Origin of the sequence: Catalinimonas alkaloidigena (assembly GCF_029504655.1) — a bacterium.
Taxonomy (GTDB): Bacteria; Bacteroidota; Bacteroidia; order Cytophagales; family Cyclobacteriaceae; genus Catalinimonas; species Catalinimonas alkaloidigena.
Map to the genome: position 1 here is coordinate 804,559 of NZ_JAQFIL010000001.1, position 18,401 is coordinate 822,959.

Consider the following 18,401-nt stretch of genomic DNA (forward strand, 5'->3'; position numbering starts at 1 on the left):
ACATAACCTTATTACATGAATAGCATAGTCACCAGTCTTCTTTTAGCTGTCTTATTGAGTTTTAATCAGATGATTATGGCGAGTGAGATCAGCCTGACCAATCTGGCCTTGGATCAGCACACCAGGGCTTCCAGTGAGGAAGAACCGGCCAGGGCAGCGGTAGATGGAAATCCTGAGAGTTACTGGCAGTCAGCAGGCACGGTAGGAAATCATTGGCTGGAGATTACCCTGGATCAGGAATACAATATTGACCGTATTGTACTGCCTTTGGTGAGCGGTGCTGATAGTTTGCTGGCTGAAGTATGGAAAGATGAAAAATGGGTGATGGTAGGCAGTCTTCCCAATGACAATCCCATGATCGCTTTTGAGCCGGTAAAAACACAAAAAATCAAGCTGAGAAGTGTGCGAAGCCAGCCGCTCAGGATTTATGAAGTGCAGGTCTTTGCCTATGATCCGCAGCCTGTTTTTGTGAATCAGCTGGGTTATGACAAAGCTAAACCCAAACGCTTTACTGCACCTCTGGCTCAGGAAGGTACTTCTTTTAGTATTGTCAAAGTGGGAGAGGAGCGAGCACTATTTGAAGGTAAAATTTATTCTCAGCTTGGTGATTTTACGGGTTTTCAGCCGGAAGACCGGGGAAGCTACCAAGTGATCGTCCAGGGAGAAGCACATATCGGTAGGTCAGTACCTTTCTGGATTGCCGACGGGCTGATTGAACAGGCCTCTTATCAGCCGGCTATTAATTTTATGGTGGATGTGCGCTGCTGGTTTGGCGACTCCCAGAATTATTCGCCCACTGACGAAAGCGCGGATTGTCCAAACCTGGGCGTAGCCTGGAGGGATAGCCATCAGTTTTCTTTTGAAATTCCCTCTTTGCTCAACCTCTACTTTGCCAATCCTTCAGCCTTTTCCACTGAGCGTATGCCGGTGCAGGGCATGTATCTGGGGGTGAGAGAAGAACTGCCGGAAAATACGCCAGAAATCATCCGGCTGATTTACTGGGCAGTAGATATTTACCTGAGGGGAGAAGTGAACCATACGCTGCTCAAAGAACAACTGGCTTATTTTCTTTATGCCTATCCTTATCTGGATGATTATATTCCTCTTACAGTTTATGAAGAAGCCAGAGACTATCTGTTTGCGATCTGGGGAGATGAAGCGATCAACCGCTGGCAGTGGCACGACATTGAGCATAATGGAAACCTGTTTCAGGTCTATGATTTCATAGGCACCGGAAAAGGGCAGTTTCCTCCCGGACATAGTATTGTGCCTAACCTCATGATGTACGAAGTTGCCCAAAGAGAAGGGAGAGAGGATGCTGAACAATACTTTGAAGCCGCTTATGCCCAGACCAAATGGCTTCTGGACAACCTTGACTGGCAGGACCCACGAACCACCAAAGGACAAAGACAGGGAGAGCATATAACGCTTACCGCTTTAACCTATTTTCTGGAAAACTATCCTAAGCGAGCGCCTAAGGGTATTCAGGAAAAAATGGAAAGCTGGGCAGATGAGATGATTCGCCGCTCCGAAAATATGTGGGACTATCGCCGATACTCGAATGATAAGTGGATTATCCCCAGTATCAGGCCGGAAAATGATGCTAGATTTGATTCAAAAACCGGTTTTAATGAAGTAGGTAACATTGCTGGCTTTCCTGCTCCGGCCCTGGCAGTAGCAGCCCATCTGGAAAGCACTCAAAAGCAAGCCCGCCTGGAAGAAATGGCCATAGCCTATGTAGACCATATATTTGGCAGAAATCCTAGTGGGAGACATTTTGGCTTTGATGCGGTAACTGATTTTGAAGGTGTGGAAATGGGTTGGTACAAAGAATGGCAGGGGGGCGCAGGTATCTTACAAACAGCCCGTGGAGTACTGGATGGCAATCCTAAAGAAACCACTTACCCATACGATCCCTATGCCGGAGATCCTGGTCACACCGAAGGCTGGGTGACTTTCAATACCGCCTGGAACATTGGCCTTGCCTATCTGAGTAGCAACAGCATAGCCCTCAAAATCTACAATCAGGATTTTAGCGAAGAAATCAGCAAAGCTAAGCAGGGAGAGACGATTGGTATAGCGTTGACAGCTCCCCTCAACTTTGACAATAGCTGTCCTGAGAAAGCGGAAGTGATGCTGCATATCAATAACGAACTTATACCGCTCACGCTTACCGAAACAGGAGATCAGTCTACGGTATTCAGGGCTGAATATGTGCTGGGTGAAGCGTTAGAAGAGCGTGAACTGAAAGTAAGCTATGGGTATGCCTGGCATGAAAAACAGCAAACCATCAGGCTAAGATGAAAAAATATAGTAGTACCCTATTAATTATTTTGCTGGGCTTATTCACCCCTTGGCAACTAAAGGCACAGACACAGCCCATGAATGTGTTGTGGATCATTGCCGAGGACTTATCTCCCGATCTGAAATGCTATGGAAATAGTCTGGTCAATACTCCGCATCTGGATAGTCTGGCGGCGCATGGGATGCGATTTACTGAGGCTTTTTCGGCAGCTCCGGTTTGTTCTCCCAGCCGAACGGCTTTTGCCACTGGCATGTACCAGACATCCATAGGAGCGTATCATATGCGCTATCCTGAGGAGTTGCTTCCCGAGCTGTCTGAAGGTATCAAGACAGTTGCCCAGATTGTAAATGAGCAGGGCTATACCAGTGCCAATATCAAGGATGTGCCGGGCAAAGGAAAAATAGACTGGATGTTCAAGCATGAGCCGGGCGAGCATTTCAATGCGGAGCATTGGCAGGAGATTGCTGAAAAGAACGAACCTTTTTTTGCACAAGTCTCTTTGGGATTGACCCACCGACCTTTTGAAGAACCTCAGCCCGGACAGTTTGATCTGGATAAAATTTCTATCCCGCCCTATTATCCTGATCATACTGTAAGCAGGAAAGATTTTGCCGGTTACTATGCCAGCATTGAAAAACTGGATGAGCAGGTAGGGATGGTACTGGATAGCCTGAAAAAGTACGGGCTGGATGAAAATACGGCTATCATTTTCTTTTCCGATCATGGCCGTCCGATGACCAGAGGCAAAAATTACCATTATGATTCCGGCCTTAGAGTTCCCCTGATCATTTCACTGCCTCCCGACAAAAGTATAGAAGGCTATACTGAAGGGCAGACTTCTGATCAACTGCATAGCCTGATAGATGTCACCGCAACTAGCCTGAAGTTGATGCAAATACCACGTACAGAATATGAATTTATGCAGGGCAGAGTTTTTCTGGGTGAACATCAGGAGGAAGAGAGTGCATACGTTTTTAGTGCAAGCAACCGAATTGGTGGTACAGATTTCAGAAGCAGAAGTGTGCGAAGCGAAAACTTTCGCTACACCCGCAACTACCATCATGATTTTTCAGTGAATAGCTCGGCTACTGCTTACCGTAAGCAGATGCATCCTATTTACCATCTGCTCAACATCATGCATGAGCAGGGAACATTGACACCTGCGCAGGAAGCGCTGGTAGAAGATATGCCTTATGAAGAATTGTATGAGCTGAAAAACGACCCTTATGAAACAGTCAACTTGATTGAGCAGGAGGAGTACGCTCAGGAGCTGTCTCAATTAAGAAAAGCACTTGACGACTGGATCAAAGAGACCAGTGATCAGGGGCTGGGAGAAGATAATGATGAGATCAAAGCAGCCTTTCAGCAGTATCACGATGCGTCGCACAACAGCAGAAAAGAAAAAATTGAACAACTACATCAGGAGGTGCTTCATGCAGTTAGCAGGGAATAACATATTTCAGAGATTCTGTCTGGGAATCCTTGCCCTGCTCTTCTTCGCATCCTGTCAGGAAGGGGAAGAAAGGGCGGAACGTCCCAATATTGTAGTGATTCTGGCCGATGATATGGGGTATTCAGACCTGGGTAGTATGGGTAGTGAAATTGCTACACCTAATCTGGATGCGCTGGCTAAAGATGGTTTATTATTCACAAACTTCTACAATACCTCCCGCTGCTGTCCGTCCCGTGCCAGTCTGCTCACCGGCCTGTATCAGCATAGAGCGGGGGTAGGAGCGATGAACCATGATCTGGGCACCCCTTCTTACCAGGGTTTTCTGAATGACAAATGTGTGACCATCGCGGAAGTGCTCAAAGAAAATGGTTACCATACCATCATGTCCGGTAAGTGGCATGTGGGAGATGAAAGGTCACAGTGGCCTGACCAAAGAGGATTTCAGGATTTTTATGGTATCCCCAAAGGAGGAGGTTTGTATTTTTATCCTTCTGAATTTATAGACCGACCCATTTTTAGAAATAGTGAGCAGGTTTTCCCTGAGCCGGAAAGCTACTACTCTACCGACAACTTTACTGATGAGGCCATCCAATTCATAAAAAACGGGAAGGAAAAAGACCATCCCTTCTTTCTCTATCTGGCCTATATTGCTCCGCATTATCCTTTACAAGCCTGGCCGGAAGACATTGCCAAGTATGAAGGGGTTTATACAGAAGGATATGAAACTATCCGCCAGAGAAGGTTTGCCAGACAAAAGGAGTTAGGCATTATACCCGCTGATCTGGATTTATCACCTTCAGATTTTCAGTCCTGGGATAGCCTGCAAAATAAAAGTGAGGAAGCCAGAAAAATGGCGGTGTATGCTGCCCAGGTAGATAGGATGGATCAGAATATTGGCAAACTGATACAAGCTTTGAAAGAAGAAGGGAAAATGAATAATACCCTCATCCTGTTTCTTTCCGACAATGGGGCCTGTGCGGAAGATGTGAACCGCTCCCCCGAGGCTGAAGTAGGAGGGGCAGATTCCTTTGTGGCCTACGGACAAAACTGGGCCAATGTGAGCAATACACCCTATCGTCTTTACAAGAGCATGACGCATGAAGGGGGGATAAGAACTCCACTCATCGCCCATTGGCCAAACGGAATTAAAGGTGAGGGACAAATTATCAGGCAGGTAGCCCACATTAATGATATTCTACCTACCTGTCTGGCAGTAGCGGGAGCCGAGTATCCTGAAATTTATGAGGGAAGAGAAGTCATAGCCTATGATGGAAATAGCTTTGCTGGAATATTCGCGCAGGTAAATGATAGTGAAAAAAATAAGACTGCTTCAGAAGATGCACTGTATTGGGAGCATATTGGTAACCAGGCCATACGGGAAGAAGATTGGAAACTGGTGAAGAGAGGAAAGCAGTCATGGGAGCTCTATGACTTGTCTCAGGACCCTACTGAATTGAATGACCTGAGTCTGTCCTATCCGGAAAAAGCTTCCAGTATGGAAATGCGCTGGCAACACTGGGCGGATAGCGTAGGTGTAATGGAAAGATCAAAATAATTTTATGCAAATACACAACCTAGACTTAGCTATGAGACAGCAACATTTTCTAATATGGATTTTACTTCTTCTAAGCTTTGCTTTCGCCTGTGAGCAAAAGACTAATGAACGAATCACGGAAAATGAAGATCATATACTCGTCAATACAGAAAATTATCAGCTAGTCATTCAGAAGGGAGGCTTTCGGTATGAAATCAGCAATGCCAGTGGTGAAGTTTTAGCCGCAGCCCATCCGCTTTCAGGTTTGCAAATTTCTGCTGATAGCCTGGAAAGTGGAAATGTAGTAAGTACACAACTGAGCTGGGAGAGTGGAGACCAACTCACGTTCACCGTAGAGACTGAAAACGGCCTGACCGCCGATGTGAATCTTAGTTTGGCCCCCCATCATTTTAAGCTGGGCGTATCTCCCCAGCAGCAGGGTAATTATACCATCGTAGCAAGAACGCAAGGTGTTACTCCTGCCTATGGGTTAGCCGATCATGCTGCCCATGGAAATGGCCAGTGGGATAAAGATGTACGCGCCTCTACCGACCTTACCGGCTTTGAGATGAACCCCCTGCACGGCCATCGTATGGTCAGTAACTTTGCTATTTTCCCCCAACAGGGACTGGCACAGGTCAATATTGAGCCGGGCGATAAACTGGTGAGGTTTACGGAAGAAGAAAACGCACAGGGCTCTATTGGCGTAGCCGAGATGCCTGCTTTCTACTACTTTATCGGTTCGCCAAAAGCGATTTACAAAGATTTTCTGGAAGTGCGCAATGAAGAAGGCTATCCGGTGTATAAACCTAAATACGAATGGTTTGGCGTGGGCTGGGAGGCCTTCGGGGCTCTGGCCTGGAATACCAATCATGAAACTGTCACCAAGAACGTAAACCAGTATCTTGAATTAGGCTATCCCCTCCGCTGGATGGTGGTAGGTTCCGGCTTCTGGCCCAGCAGCAGTGGTGAGTTTGACGAGCATGGCACCCCTTATGGTTCAGATTCGGAATCAGAAGAAGCCAAGGTGCTGCAGGCAACCACTAGCTTTGGCATGTGGGATTCGCAGCTTTATCCTAATCCTAAGGAGATGATTGATTATTTCCATGATCAGGGGCTGATCTTTACCATCGGATTGAGAATTGGTTTTATTCCCGGAGGGTCCTTTACCGGGGAAGGTCTGGAAAATGATTATTTCATCCAGGACGCGGAAGGCAATCCCAAATTATTCAAAGCCGGTTTCCCCGAGCCGGATATTTATCTGATTGACGCACAGAATCCCGCAGCAGTAGACTGGTATGTAAAGCTCTGCCAGAAGTGGATGGATTTTGGGGTGGATGGTTTCAAAGAAGATCTATTTGGCTATCCCCAATCTTTACCTGATGATTTGATTGACCCCATAAACAGAGCCTTGATGGATAAAGGTGTATATATCATGGGCAGAAATAATTACCTGGGTTCCCCCGCTGATATTCACCGTTACAATGATTTTAATTATAATCAGCCGCAGGATCGTGGCCCGCTCAACGGCCTGGCTTATGCCTATGCGGGCTTTCCTTATGTATACCCTGACATCATAGGCGGTACAGGGCTGGCTACCGGTAGATTTGGCGATGAACCCCAAGAGCAATTACGGGTATATCTGATGCGCTATGCCCAGTATGCAGCCGTAAATCCTTCCATGTCCTACGGTTATGGTCCCTGGCAGTTTGATAAAGAGACCAATGCAGTAGCTTTGGAAGCTGCCCAACTGCATGAGCGCCTGCTTCCCTATATCTATGATGCCGCTTTAGATGCTTATGAAACCGGCTATCCCTATCCCATGACACCCATGCCTGTTGCTTATCCTGAAGATGAGCAGGTATACCATCTGGCAGATACCAGTCGCCGGAGTTATCAGTGGATGATAGGCGAGTCCTTACTGGCTACGCCTCTCTTTGGAGATGATTATGCTACTGCTGAAGGACGGGATATCTATTTACCTGAGGGAAAATGGATGGATTATGACAGCGGAGAGACCTTTGAAGGTCCTACGACACTGGAAGATTACCCTTTACCCATCGGTAAAACGCCTTTGTTTGTTGGCGGCAAAGGTATCGTAATAGAATTAAAAGATGGGGTGCTGAAAGCCAGAGTCTATCCCATTGCGCAGGAAACAGAAATGATTTTTACCGATAAAGACGGAGAAACCCAGAGTACGATCAGCATTGTAAGCCCCGACTGGGAAAATGCTAAAATCCTCAATACGACCAGTGGGGAAGAAGTAGCGTTTGAGGAAATCAATCATGCTATGGAGTTCACCTTGAATCCGGGTGAATCTTATCGGGTGGAATAAAAAAATAGACTGAATTATGGAAAAGTACCATAGAACTATATTACGCATTACCCTAACCTTTCTTCTCATCAGTTTTGGTGGAGTATTGTTAGCGCTTGCCCAGTCTGAGTACCGACATTCTCTTAATGGTGAATGGTCTTTTAAAACGGATTTATACAATCAGGGTGAAAAAGAGAACTGGTACCAAAGTGAAGTTGATTTAGCCGGCTGGGACGAGATGGAAGTACCGGGAAACTGGGATGTGAAAAATGAATATGCCGATTATGTAGGGAAGGCCTGGTATACACATGATTTCAATGTGAATGAGAGTTGGGAAAATAAAAATGTGCGTATTTACTTTGAGTCAGTCTACAATGATGCGCAGCTCTGGATCAACGGTAAAAAAGTAGGGGAGCATCATGTAGGCTTTTTACCCTTTTGGTTTGATATCAATAGCTATCTGAAGTTTGGTGAGAGAAACCGAATCACTTTGCAGGTAGATAATACCTTCAAACGGGGAGCCATCTGGAACTGGGGAGGTATCAGACGACCTGTATGGCTGGAAGTCACCGAGCCGGTAAGGCTGGAATACCAGCATATCACAGCCATGCCTGATCTGGAGCAAGGTACTGCGGAGGTGAGTATCAAAGCTAAAATCTCCAATTTAAGCGAGCAAGCACAAACCGTAAACCTGCTGGCAAGTGTGCTGAAAGATGGGCGGCAAATATGGAAGGGAGATGCGCTTACCGTGAGCCTGTCACCGGACAGTGAAGAGGAAGTGAATATGAGCTTTAGCATGACTGAGGAACAACTTCAGCTTTGGCACTTTAACCATCCTGAGTTATACTTCTGCCAGCTCATTTTACAACAGGATAATAAAAGCATTCACCGCCTTACGGATCGCTTTGGCGTGAGAAAGATAGAGGTAAAAGGGGAAACGCTGCTCTTGAATGGAGAAGCGATTCGTAGCGTAGGTTTTAACCTTGTTCCCGAAGACCGCACTACAGGAAACGCACTACCGCTCTGGCGCATCAGGCAGGACGTGGACATGATGAAATCTCTGGGGGCTAATATGGCGCGACTGAGTCACCTGCCTCTACCTAAGGATTTTCTGGATTATCTGGATGAAAAGGGCATCATGACTTTTGAAGAAGTCTCCCTTTGGGGTAAAGATGAAATGGTGGATCCTGAGCATCCCCTGCCCCAATACTGGTTGGATAAGATGGTTGAGGTAAAATATAATCACCCCTCAGTCATCGGGTGGAGTATAGGTAACGAAATTGGTTTCGTTGACAGGAATCCCAAAGTGATGGAATATGTTGAAGGTGCCATCCAGCGTGCCAAAGCCCTTGATCCTACCCGTTTAGCCATCTATGTGTCTCATTCCGCTTCTGCTCAGGAAGATGATCCGGTAAAATACGCAGACATGATTATGTTCAACAGCTATGGAGCTTGGGGAGCAAGGGCAGAGAAAGTAAACCAACTGCATCCTGGCAAACCCATCTTCATGGCAGAGTATGGTCATAACCTGAATGATGAAAATCTGAACGAAGCCCATATTGAGGCTGCTGAAATGCTTGATGAGTTCAGAGGTAAGGAATACATGGCAGGCGTTTCTCTCTGGACTTTCAATGACTACCGTAGCTTCTGGAAAGCCAATGAAAGCTGGACGACCCCGCCATCGCAAAACCGAACCTGGGGCGTGGTAGATGTCTTCCGTCAGAAAAAGCGGCCCCATTATGCTTTCAAAAGAGAGTATGCACCGGTTAAGGATATGACTGTAAAAATGAATGGAAATGAAGTTACTGTGTCTATTATGCCTCGTAATAGATTGGACATACCTGCTTATACTTTAAGAGACTACACACTGGTTTGGAAGCTAGTGCAAAAGTCGGGTGAAGTAGTGGAAGGTGGCATAATCGGTTTACCTGAAATCAAGCCGGATGGTTCTCTCCTGCATAGAGGTTTTTCATGGGAAGAAGGTGATCAGTCTGCCTTTGGCCTGCGGGTAGAACTGCTGGATCCTCAATCTTATTCTGTGCGGGATACGACGATCTATTTTGCTGCTCCTGAAACACCTGAAATCCGCATCGTGCATACGGCTGATGAAGAAGCAAGAGTAGTGTTTACTCCCGTAGAGGGAGCGAGTGGATATAAAATAGTATACGGAAAAGATGGGTTGGATCAGGAAAGCCCGCTCACCATCAATGATTACATGGATATCCAAAATCTGGATAAACTGGCCCGCTACCAATTCGCGGTGGTAGCAGTCAATAATGCCGGTGAAAGTGAAGCTTCTACCGCGGTGCAAGCCCAACTGGACGAAGATGAGTTGCCACCAATTATCCGGGCTACTATTCCTTTTGATGACCACTTTTTTATTGGCTATTCGGTAGACAGGCTGGACTACATGTACGAAATTGAATATGGTACTGAGCCGGGAGAATATAGCCAGCGCATAGGATTACGCAATGTAGGCGTATGTCAGCTGCCTAATTTAGTGCCGGGAGAGACATATTATTACCGCATGCGCAGCCGTAAGCAGTGGGGCTTCGCCAGTGAATGGACGCATGAGGTGGAGGTAAAATTAAAAGGAGGTGAAGAAAAAGAAAGCATAGCGCTCCAAGGTGTACTCAGGGACGCTGATCAAGCTGTACTTGTATTTGAGCCGGAAGATAGAGCCGTTGGATATCTGGTGAGTTATCGGGAAAAAAATAAACGGGATTGGTCAACAAAAGCCTTGAATGCTTCCCAGATAAGACATATCCTTATACCAGAGCTGAAGAAAAATAAAGCCTATACTTTTACATTGGAAGCCTTATTTGAACAGCAGCCCCTTACTCAAGACACTGATGCGTTAGGAAAATGATTAGTACAAAAGACATATTGCCCATTCTAATCTTGCTCTCTTTGCTCCTGTCCTTTTCTGGAAAAGAAACTGTACGCAGAGAGAAAGCTTTTGATGTTTATACACAGGATTCTATCCGTATGGAGGTAGAACTGGTATACAATGCGGACAATCTTCCTGATCATTATTTTAGTCATGTTCGCACTCCGGTCTGTGAAGACGGACTTTGTGATTTGCTGGTCATTGACCTGTACTGGGACCTGCTGGGCAATTTCCGGAAATACGAAACGGTCAGTGGACGTCCGCTAACCAAGTTTGATCATGAAGCCTTTAAGGAAGAAGATCATGAGAAACTACAGAAAATATTAACAGACAGCCGCTCTCTCCTGGGTGAAAATCAATTAGAGGACTTGATTGATGAGGGTACTAAAAAAGTATCGGAAGAAGTGGATGCCGTGACTGGCGCTACCAAAAAATCGGTAGAGAATGCAGTAGTAAGCGGAGCGGTGTATAGCACCTATGTGCTCTGGCATATCGTTCATGGAGAAATCGCGGAGCGCATTCCTAAGCATACCCAAAGTATATGGAACGAAAATATACTTGAGCATTTCCTGACGGCTGACAATTACGATTATCAGTACCATGCGCTGGATCAGCTTTCCCCAGAGCAGTATGAGGAATATATGCCTGAAGTTCTGCGTATGCTTGATGGTGAAAGCATATTTGTTGCGCTCTACACTTTAGCCCATCTGCCTGCGCAGCAACTGAAAAATGAAAAGTGGCAGATAGCGCTTGCCAGGTGTTATCCGGACTTAAGTTATCGTGCTCAGAACAAGCTCCTGGAAAGATTAAGTGAAACGAAACTGAGTGGTGAAAGCATGGAAATACTGGCAGGCGCTATGGACAGCATGAACATTATCCAGCTGGAAGCAGTGTTAGGGATTTTCCTGAAAAACAAAAGTTTGCTGACCAGTGAAAGCATATACAAGCTAACTGCACTGCTGAAGCAGGCTAAGTCTGTCTATGCCGATAAAGTATATCAGACGCTTAAAGCTATGAAGCTGAAAGATAAAAAGATCAGAAAAGCTATTAAGAATTATGAAAACAATTGACGAACGCAATACAACAACCTATGAAAACATTACAATGCACACTATTGCTACTTTTATTTACCGGACTACTCTTCACCCATAAAGCTGTGGCACAGCAGAGTGCCGACAAAGCCACGGTTTTTGTGGAAACAGAATCTTTCAGCGAGAAAGGAGGCTGGAAAGTCGATCAGCAAGCCTTTGATGTCATGGGTTCTTCTTATCTGCTTGCCCACGGCATGGGAAGACCAGTGCAAAACGCCTCTACAGAAGTGGAGTTTCCTGAAAAAGGAAAATACTATATCTGGGTAAGAACCAAAGACTGGGCACCCTATCCAAAAGGTCCTGGTAAGTTTAAAATTTTAATCAATGACCAGCCTTTGGAACAGGTGTTTGGTTCCAGCGGCTCTGAAGGTTGGCAATGGTACCATGGCGGGACTACCGAAATCAAGGATACGCAGGTGAAGCTTGCGCTGGAAGACATGAGCGGTTTTGACGGCAGGTGTGATGCCCTGCTTTTTACCAAAGACAAAAACTTTAGGGCCCCCCAGGAAAATGATGCTTTGCTGGCTTATAGAAAAAAGATGCTGGGCCTTAGCGACAAGCCCAAAGTCGGAGGACATTATGATTTGGTAGTGGTAGGAGGCGGAATGGCGGGCACCTGTGCGGCCATTTCGGGAGCCAGAATGGGATTGAACGTTGCATTGATACAGAACCGTCCCGTACTGGGAGGAAACAATAGCTCCGAAATCAGGGTACACCTAATGGGTGATGTGGATAAAAACTACTACTCCAAGCTGGGCAGAATAGTGCGTGAACTGGATAACGGTGATCCGGGTAATGGCAATCCGGATGGAGACCGCTACGGCGATAAAAGAAAGTTATCGGTCGTAAGTGCAGAAGAAAATATATCGCTCTTTCTCAACACTCACGTAGATCAGGTAGAAACCAAAGACAACAAAATCATAGCTGTTATCGGCAGAAATATTGAAACTAACCAGGAGTACCGTTTCAGCGGAGAACTGTTTTCTGATTGTACCGGCGATGGAACAGTAGGCTTTCTGGCCGGCGCGGATTATAGGGTAGGTAGGGAAAGTCAGGAAGAAACCGGTGAGTCATTAGCCCCCAAAAAATCTGACGACTTTACGCTGGGTACTTCTAACCTCTGGGCATCGGTGGAAACAGATTCCGCTACCACTTTTCCTGAGACTCCCTGGGCTATACAGTTTTCAGACGAATACCACATTGATGAGCATAAAGCCGACTGGCAGTGGGAAACGGGTTTTGGCAATTTCAATACCATCAAAGAAGCAGAAGAGATCAGAGATCATAACCTGAGAGCCATTTATGGTAATTGGTCGTATCTTAAAAATGAGAAAAAAGAAAAATATAAAAACTACGAATTAGCCTGGGTAGCATATATAGGCGGTAAAAGAGAATCCAGAAGGTTGCTGGGGGATCATATCCTCACCCAGATGGACATACAGGAAGGCAAGATGTATCCTGACGCTACCGTTACTGCTACCTGGACCATTGACCTGCATTTTCCGGATGAGGAAAATTCGCAATACTTTCCCGGAGAAGAGTTTTTTGCGGCTACCAAGCATATCAGGGTAAAGCCCTATACCATTCCTTACCGCTGTCTGTATTCACGCAACATTGAAAACCTGTTTATGGCCGGACGTGACATCAGCACAACCCATGTAGCTTTTGGAAGTACCCGCGTGATGCGTACCTGCGGTATGATGGGTGAGGCAGTAGGTTATGCGGCTTATGTAGCCCGAAAACACAATACCAATCCCCGGGGCGTATATCAGCAACATCTGGATGAATTCATAGGAATACTGGAAAGTCCTTCTATGGATCTACAGTCAAAACCTATCAATCAGGAACTAAAAAGAAGAAAAAAAATTAAAGCAGTCACCGCTTAGACTACGTAAAAAATAGCGCTAAACGCATGAAGCATTTTTGTGAGTTATTTTATTGCCTCAGAAATTTAGGTTCAGCTGAAGTTAGTTTCTGATCTATAAAGCAAGTGCTATTGGTCGCATTGGCTTATTTAAAAAATATTCAGTGCTCTTTAGCCTTTTTTTGCAATGAAACTCTGATTCTACCTAAGAATTAATAGATCCGAACAGAGATGACTTGATGCCAACCCCAGCCAATGAGTTAATATCAAATAATAATCTGACTTAGCAGCTGAATTGGTGGGAACTTAAAAATATGATTTGGTATAAAGGTACTGGCTCAACTGCGCCAGTACCTTTTTTATTCTGTCAAAAGTAGAGCGTTTCGTGCAATCCTTCGCATTAAAGTCAGATGCTGATGTAGCACTTACAAAAAAAAGCGTTTATTTGGGTAGTCTATGCGCTATGAGAAAATGAAATATATTCTAATCCTTCTTCTTCTGCCAGGGCTGTTTGCCTGCAATAGCAATGAAAAAGACGTAAATCAGCTTATATTTTACAAAAACCAGCCAGCCAACTGGATTACTGATGGTAGGGAGTTACCAGACAGTGATTCTCTATTTTATCTTAACAATCCAGCACCAGTTTTTAGAAAAGCATTCAGCATAAATAAGCAGATCGAGGCTGCGACACTCTATATCACTGCAGCTGGCTACTATCAGGCTTCGCTCAACGGTGCACGCATAGGCAAAAATGTACTTGACCCTGCCTGGACGGATTTCAGTAAGAGAATCTATTTTTCCGAATACGATGTGACTTCCCTCATTGGTGACGGAGAGAATTGCATGGGCGTATTGCTGGGCAACGGCTTTTACAATCCTCTGCCCATGAGAAAATGGGGGCGAAGGAACCCCCGGGTAGATCTCCATGTGGGTAAGCCTGCTTTCATCGCCAAACTCCTCATCAACTATGCAGACGGATCTTTTGATGAGCTTATTTCGGACACTTCCTGGAAGTACAATTATGGGCCGCTCATCAAAAATAGTGTATACCTGGGCGTAGCTTATGATGCCCGAGAGGAAATTGATGACTGGAACAAACCTGATTTTGATGCCAGTGCCTGGCAGCCTGCCCTGGTTGATGAAGGTCCCGGAGGTAAACTGCAGCCAGCCTTTTTTCCTCCCGTTCAGGTTACGCAAGAAATATCACCTGTAGCTATTTACACTCCTGAGCCTGGGGTATGGATGGTAGATATGGGCGTAAACTTTACCGGAACGTATAAAATAAAACTGGCCGGCGACTACGGGGATACCATTTCCTTCCGTTTTGGTGAGCGTATTTACGAGGATAGTACACTAAATCCCATGACCACTGTCATCGGGCAGATCAAGAAAAAAGGTATCGGAGGACCCGGTGCCCCCGATGTGGCCTGGCAGACCGATAGTTATGTGATCAGTGATGATACCACCAACTGGTTTCAGCCTGACTTCACCTATCATGTGTACCGCTATATGGAGATCAGGGGGCTGAGTGAAAAACCGGACATTTCAGATGTTACTGGCCTGGCGCTGAACTCTACTGTTGCCGGTCAGAATCATTTTTCCAGCTCTTCAGCCTTGCTCAATCAAATTCAGGAAGCCACAGAACGTACCTTTCTTTCTAACCTGGTAAGCGTGCAGTCTGACTGTGCCGCCCGGGAAAAATTCGGTTACGGGGGTGATCTCAACGCCACCAGTGAGTCGTTTATTTACAACTACGACATGCAGTCATTCTACCGCAAAACCATATACGACTGGGTAGACGCGATGAATGACTCTACCTTTGTGGATACAGCCCCTTATGCCGGAGTACAATACTGTGGTATCAGCTGGGAATCAGCATTCCTGACTACCCAGTATTACCTCTACCTCTACTACAATGATACTGATATTGTCAGGGAGCTTTATGCCTTGGATAAGCAATGGATGGATAAAGTCGCCCGGATTCATCCGGATGGTCTGGTGGAAGAGGGCCTCAGCGATCATGAGTCTCTGAAGCCCGTACCGGTGGAACTGACCGGAACCACCCATTACCTGCAGTGCGCCCGTATCATGCAGGAGTTTGCTACCCTCATGGGAGACCAGGAAAGTGAGCAGCAATACCGGCAACTGGCCGGTAAACTGGAAACACTGGTCAGAAAAAAATTCTGGGACCAGCCGGTAACAGGAGACATCAACCGCCAAACTCTGTTTTCTACCCTGCTGTACCATGATATCGTTCCCGAAGAAGAAATTGAGGCAGCCCGGGACTCTTTGCTAAACGCAGTCAATAAGGCGACTTCCGGACACTTTATCACCGGTATCTTCGGGACCAAATATGTGCTGGAGACCCTTTCCGAATACGTCTCCGCTGACAGGGTTTTTGAGATTGTCAACAGCACTGAGTATCCGGGCTGGGGCCATATGATTGATAATGGCGCTACCACCATCTGGGAAACCTGGAAAGAGAGCGACAATGTGTACTCCAATAACCACCCTATGTTTGGCTCAGTAACCGAATGGTACTACCGCTGGCTGGCTGGCATTCGTCCGGATGATGACTACCCGGGTTTTGAGACATTTACGCTGGCCCCCTCTATGCCCGGGGGGCTTGATTCGGTGGACTGCACCTATCATTCTCCTTATGGGGCTATCGTCTCCAGGTGGGAAAAACTGGCAGCCGACACTTACAGATATACCTTCGCTGTGCCTGACGGTAGTTCAGCAAATGTGCAGCTACCCCTTGGGCCAAACCAAAAGATATCGCTCACCAGCAGTCAGGATGAGCTTGATCCCGGTACCATTGAAGGCCTGGAAACTGGAAGCTTTAGATTGCAGGGAGGTGAATATACTTTTACTATATTGCCAGTGAGTGGATAAACCAATAGAAATTAAACACAGAATCTCAATGATCAAAAAGCTATTACACATCACGTTCTCAATCTTTATCTTCGGTGCATGCTCAGAAGCAGAGCAATGCAGAGGCTCCACAGCGCCCTAATATTCTTTTCATCATGTCTGACGACCACGCCTACCAGGCCATCAGTGCCTATTCGGATGAGTTAATCCATACGCCCAACATAGACCGTTTGGCTGATGAAGGCATGCTATTTACCAATGCCTCGGTGACCAATTCCATCTGTGCACCTTCCCGGGCGACTATCCTGACCGGGAAGCATACCCATATCAACGGTAAGATTGACAATGTCATGCCCTTTGATACCACGCAGACTACCTTCCCTCAGCTGTTTCAAAAGGCAGGATATGAAACCGCCATGTACGGCAAGCTGCACTTTGGCAATAACCCCAAAGGGGTAGATGATTTCATGATTTTACCGGGACAGGGCAGCTATATCAACCCTCGCTTTATCACATCCGAAGGAGACACCACCATCACCGGATACGTAACCGATATCATCACTGACCTGACCATTGACTGGCTGGATCAAAAAAGAGACAAAGAAAAACCTTTTCTGATGATGTACCTCCACAAAGCACCCCACCGTGCCTGGTGGCCCAGCCCTGAAAAATTTAAGGAGTTTTCTGCCAAAACATTTCCTGAACCTGAAACGCTGTATGACGACTACCAGAACAGAGGAACAGCAGCCAAAGAAGCTGCAATGACCATCTCGGATGAAATGCTGCTAAGCTACGATAATAAGGTGCTTCCCCGAGCCATTTCAACTGCAGTTGTAAAGGATGATCCACGAAATGTAAAATACTTTGAAGGCAGTGAGTATCCTCGTATCAACGAAGAACAAAGCATGCTGTACCAACCCATCCTGGATTCTATCGCTGATTCCTTTGAGGCTAACTGGCCCAACATGACTGATAAAGAAAAAACGAGCTGGAAATACCAGCGTTACATGCAGGATTATCTGGCCTGTATTTCTTCGGTAGATGATAATGTAGGCCGTGTACTGGACTACCTGGATGAAAGCGGGCTGGCTGAAAATACCCTCGTTGTTTATACTTCTGACCAGGGATTTTATCTGGGCGAGCACGGATGGTTTGACAAAAGGTTTATCTACGACGAGTCTTTCAAAACGCCGCTGTTGATTCGCTGGCCCAACGAAATAGACGCAGGTACAACCACCGATGAGATGGTACAGAACCTGGATTTTGCTCAGACTTTATTAGAAGCGGCTCAGATTGCTGCCCCTGACGACATGCAGGGAGAAAGCCTGATACCCCTGCTGAAGGGTGATACGGACAGCTGGACCCGCGATGCGGTCTATTATCACTATTATGAGTATCCCGGAGCACATATGGTGAAGCGACACTATGGCATCGTAACCAAAGATTATAAACTGGCACACTTCTACCACGATGTTGATGAGTGGGAGCTTTACGACCGAAAAAATGATCCGCAGGAGATGAGGAATGTCTATAATGATCCGGTTTATTCTGAAGTGCTGGCCCGCCTTCATAAGAAGCTCAATGAGCTGAGAACCAAGTACAAGGATTCAGAAGAACTGGACAACAGATACATAGAACTGTATAATAAGTGATCTGGTTTTGCCTGTCTATGACCACTGTAATCCGGATTGCCCTGCTGGTTTGCCTCTGTTTTTTGTGTTTACACTTCATAGTGATTTGGTAAAACACAAGAAGTTAGTAGAGAAAATCAGCACCCTGAAGACCACCATCATCGGTTTCGTCCTCAACTTTTTGGATGTACTGGGCACCGGTGCCATTGCTCCACTGACGGCTTTACTAAAATCTACCCGGCAAACAGAAGGCCGGGTACTTTTTGAATGTCACCAAAATGATTCCTGTCCTCATACAGGCATTGGTTTTTATCCAGCTCGTAGAAGTAGAGTCTATTATATCGGTGAGTATGTTGCTGTCCGCTATCCTGGGAGCAGGAATAGTGTACAGCTTAGCGGTAAAGAAAATTCAGTTATGAAATTGATACATATACTTTAGCGTAAA

General features: G+C 46.0%; 10 protein-coding genes. All 10 read left to right on the forward strand.

What is annotated here, in order from left to right; all coding sequences use genetic code 11:
* Positions 1-15: 15 nt before the first annotated feature.
* The 10 genes from OKW21_RS03375 (at position 16) to OKW21_RS03420 (ending at position 18,395) form a co-directional block, all read left to right on the forward strand.
* Positions 16-2,304 carry a discoidin domain-containing protein gene (locus tag OKW21_RS03375; protein WP_277477286.1) on the forward strand — a complete coding sequence of 763 codons (2,289 nt, stop codon included), beginning with the start codon at positions 16-18 and terminating at the stop codon, positions 2,302-2,304.
* The gene (locus tag OKW21_RS03380; RefSeq protein ID WP_277477288.1) at positions 2,301-3,758 is read left to right on the forward strand and encodes a sulfatase family protein; all 1,458 of its coding nucleotides are present in this window, start codon (positions 2,301-2,303) and stop codon (positions 3,756-3,758) included. The genes OKW21_RS03375 and OKW21_RS03380 overlap by 4 nt, the downstream gene beginning before the upstream one ends.
* Complete coding sequence (locus OKW21_RS03385) at positions 3,682-5,313, forward strand: arylsulfatase (RefSeq protein WP_277477290.1); 1,632 nt, start codon at positions 3,682-3,684, stop codon at positions 5,311-5,313. The genes OKW21_RS03380 and OKW21_RS03385 overlap by 77 nt, the downstream gene beginning before the upstream one ends.
* 31 nt (positions 5,314-5,344) lie before the next feature.
* Positions 5,345-7,627, forward strand: coding sequence for a TIM-barrel domain-containing protein (locus OKW21_RS03390; protein WP_277477292.1), 2,283 nt, complete (start codon positions 5,345-5,347; stop codon positions 7,625-7,627).
* A 16-nt stretch (positions 7,628-7,643) separates the two neighbouring features.
* On the forward strand, positions 7,644-10,475 hold the full coding sequence (locus OKW21_RS03395; RefSeq protein WP_277477294.1) for a glycoside hydrolase family 2 TIM barrel-domain containing protein: 2,832 nt from the start codon (positions 7,644-7,646) through the stop codon (positions 10,473-10,475).
* A 41-nt stretch (positions 10,476-10,516) separates the two neighbouring features.
* Complete coding sequence (locus OKW21_RS03400) at positions 10,517-11,566, forward strand: hypothetical protein (protein ID WP_277477296.1); 1,050 nt, start codon at positions 10,517-10,519, stop codon at positions 11,564-11,566.
* A gap of 20 nt (positions 11,567-11,586) precedes the next feature.
* On the forward strand, positions 11,587-13,473 hold the full coding sequence (locus OKW21_RS03405) for an FAD-dependent oxidoreductase (protein ID WP_277477301.1): 1,887 nt from the start codon (positions 11,587-11,589) through the stop codon (positions 13,471-13,473).
* A 449-nt stretch (positions 13,474-13,922) separates the two neighbouring features.
* Complete coding sequence (locus OKW21_RS03410; protein ID WP_277477305.1) at positions 13,923-16,346, forward strand: family 78 glycoside hydrolase catalytic domain; 2,424 nt, start codon at positions 13,923-13,925, stop codon at positions 16,344-16,346.
* Positions 16,347-16,480: 134 nt separating this feature from the next.
* The gene (locus OKW21_RS03415; RefSeq protein ID WP_338130025.1) at positions 16,481-17,977 is read left to right on the forward strand and encodes a sulfatase family protein; all 1,497 of its coding nucleotides are present in this window, start codon (positions 16,481-16,483) and stop codon (positions 17,975-17,977) included.
* Between the two features lie 7 nt (positions 17,978-17,984).
* Positions 17,985-18,395, forward strand: a complete 411-nt coding sequence (locus OKW21_RS03420) for a hypothetical protein (protein ID WP_277477309.1) — start codon at positions 17,985-17,987, stop codon at positions 18,393-18,395.
* The last annotated feature ends 6 nt before the right edge of the window (positions 18,396-18,401 follow it).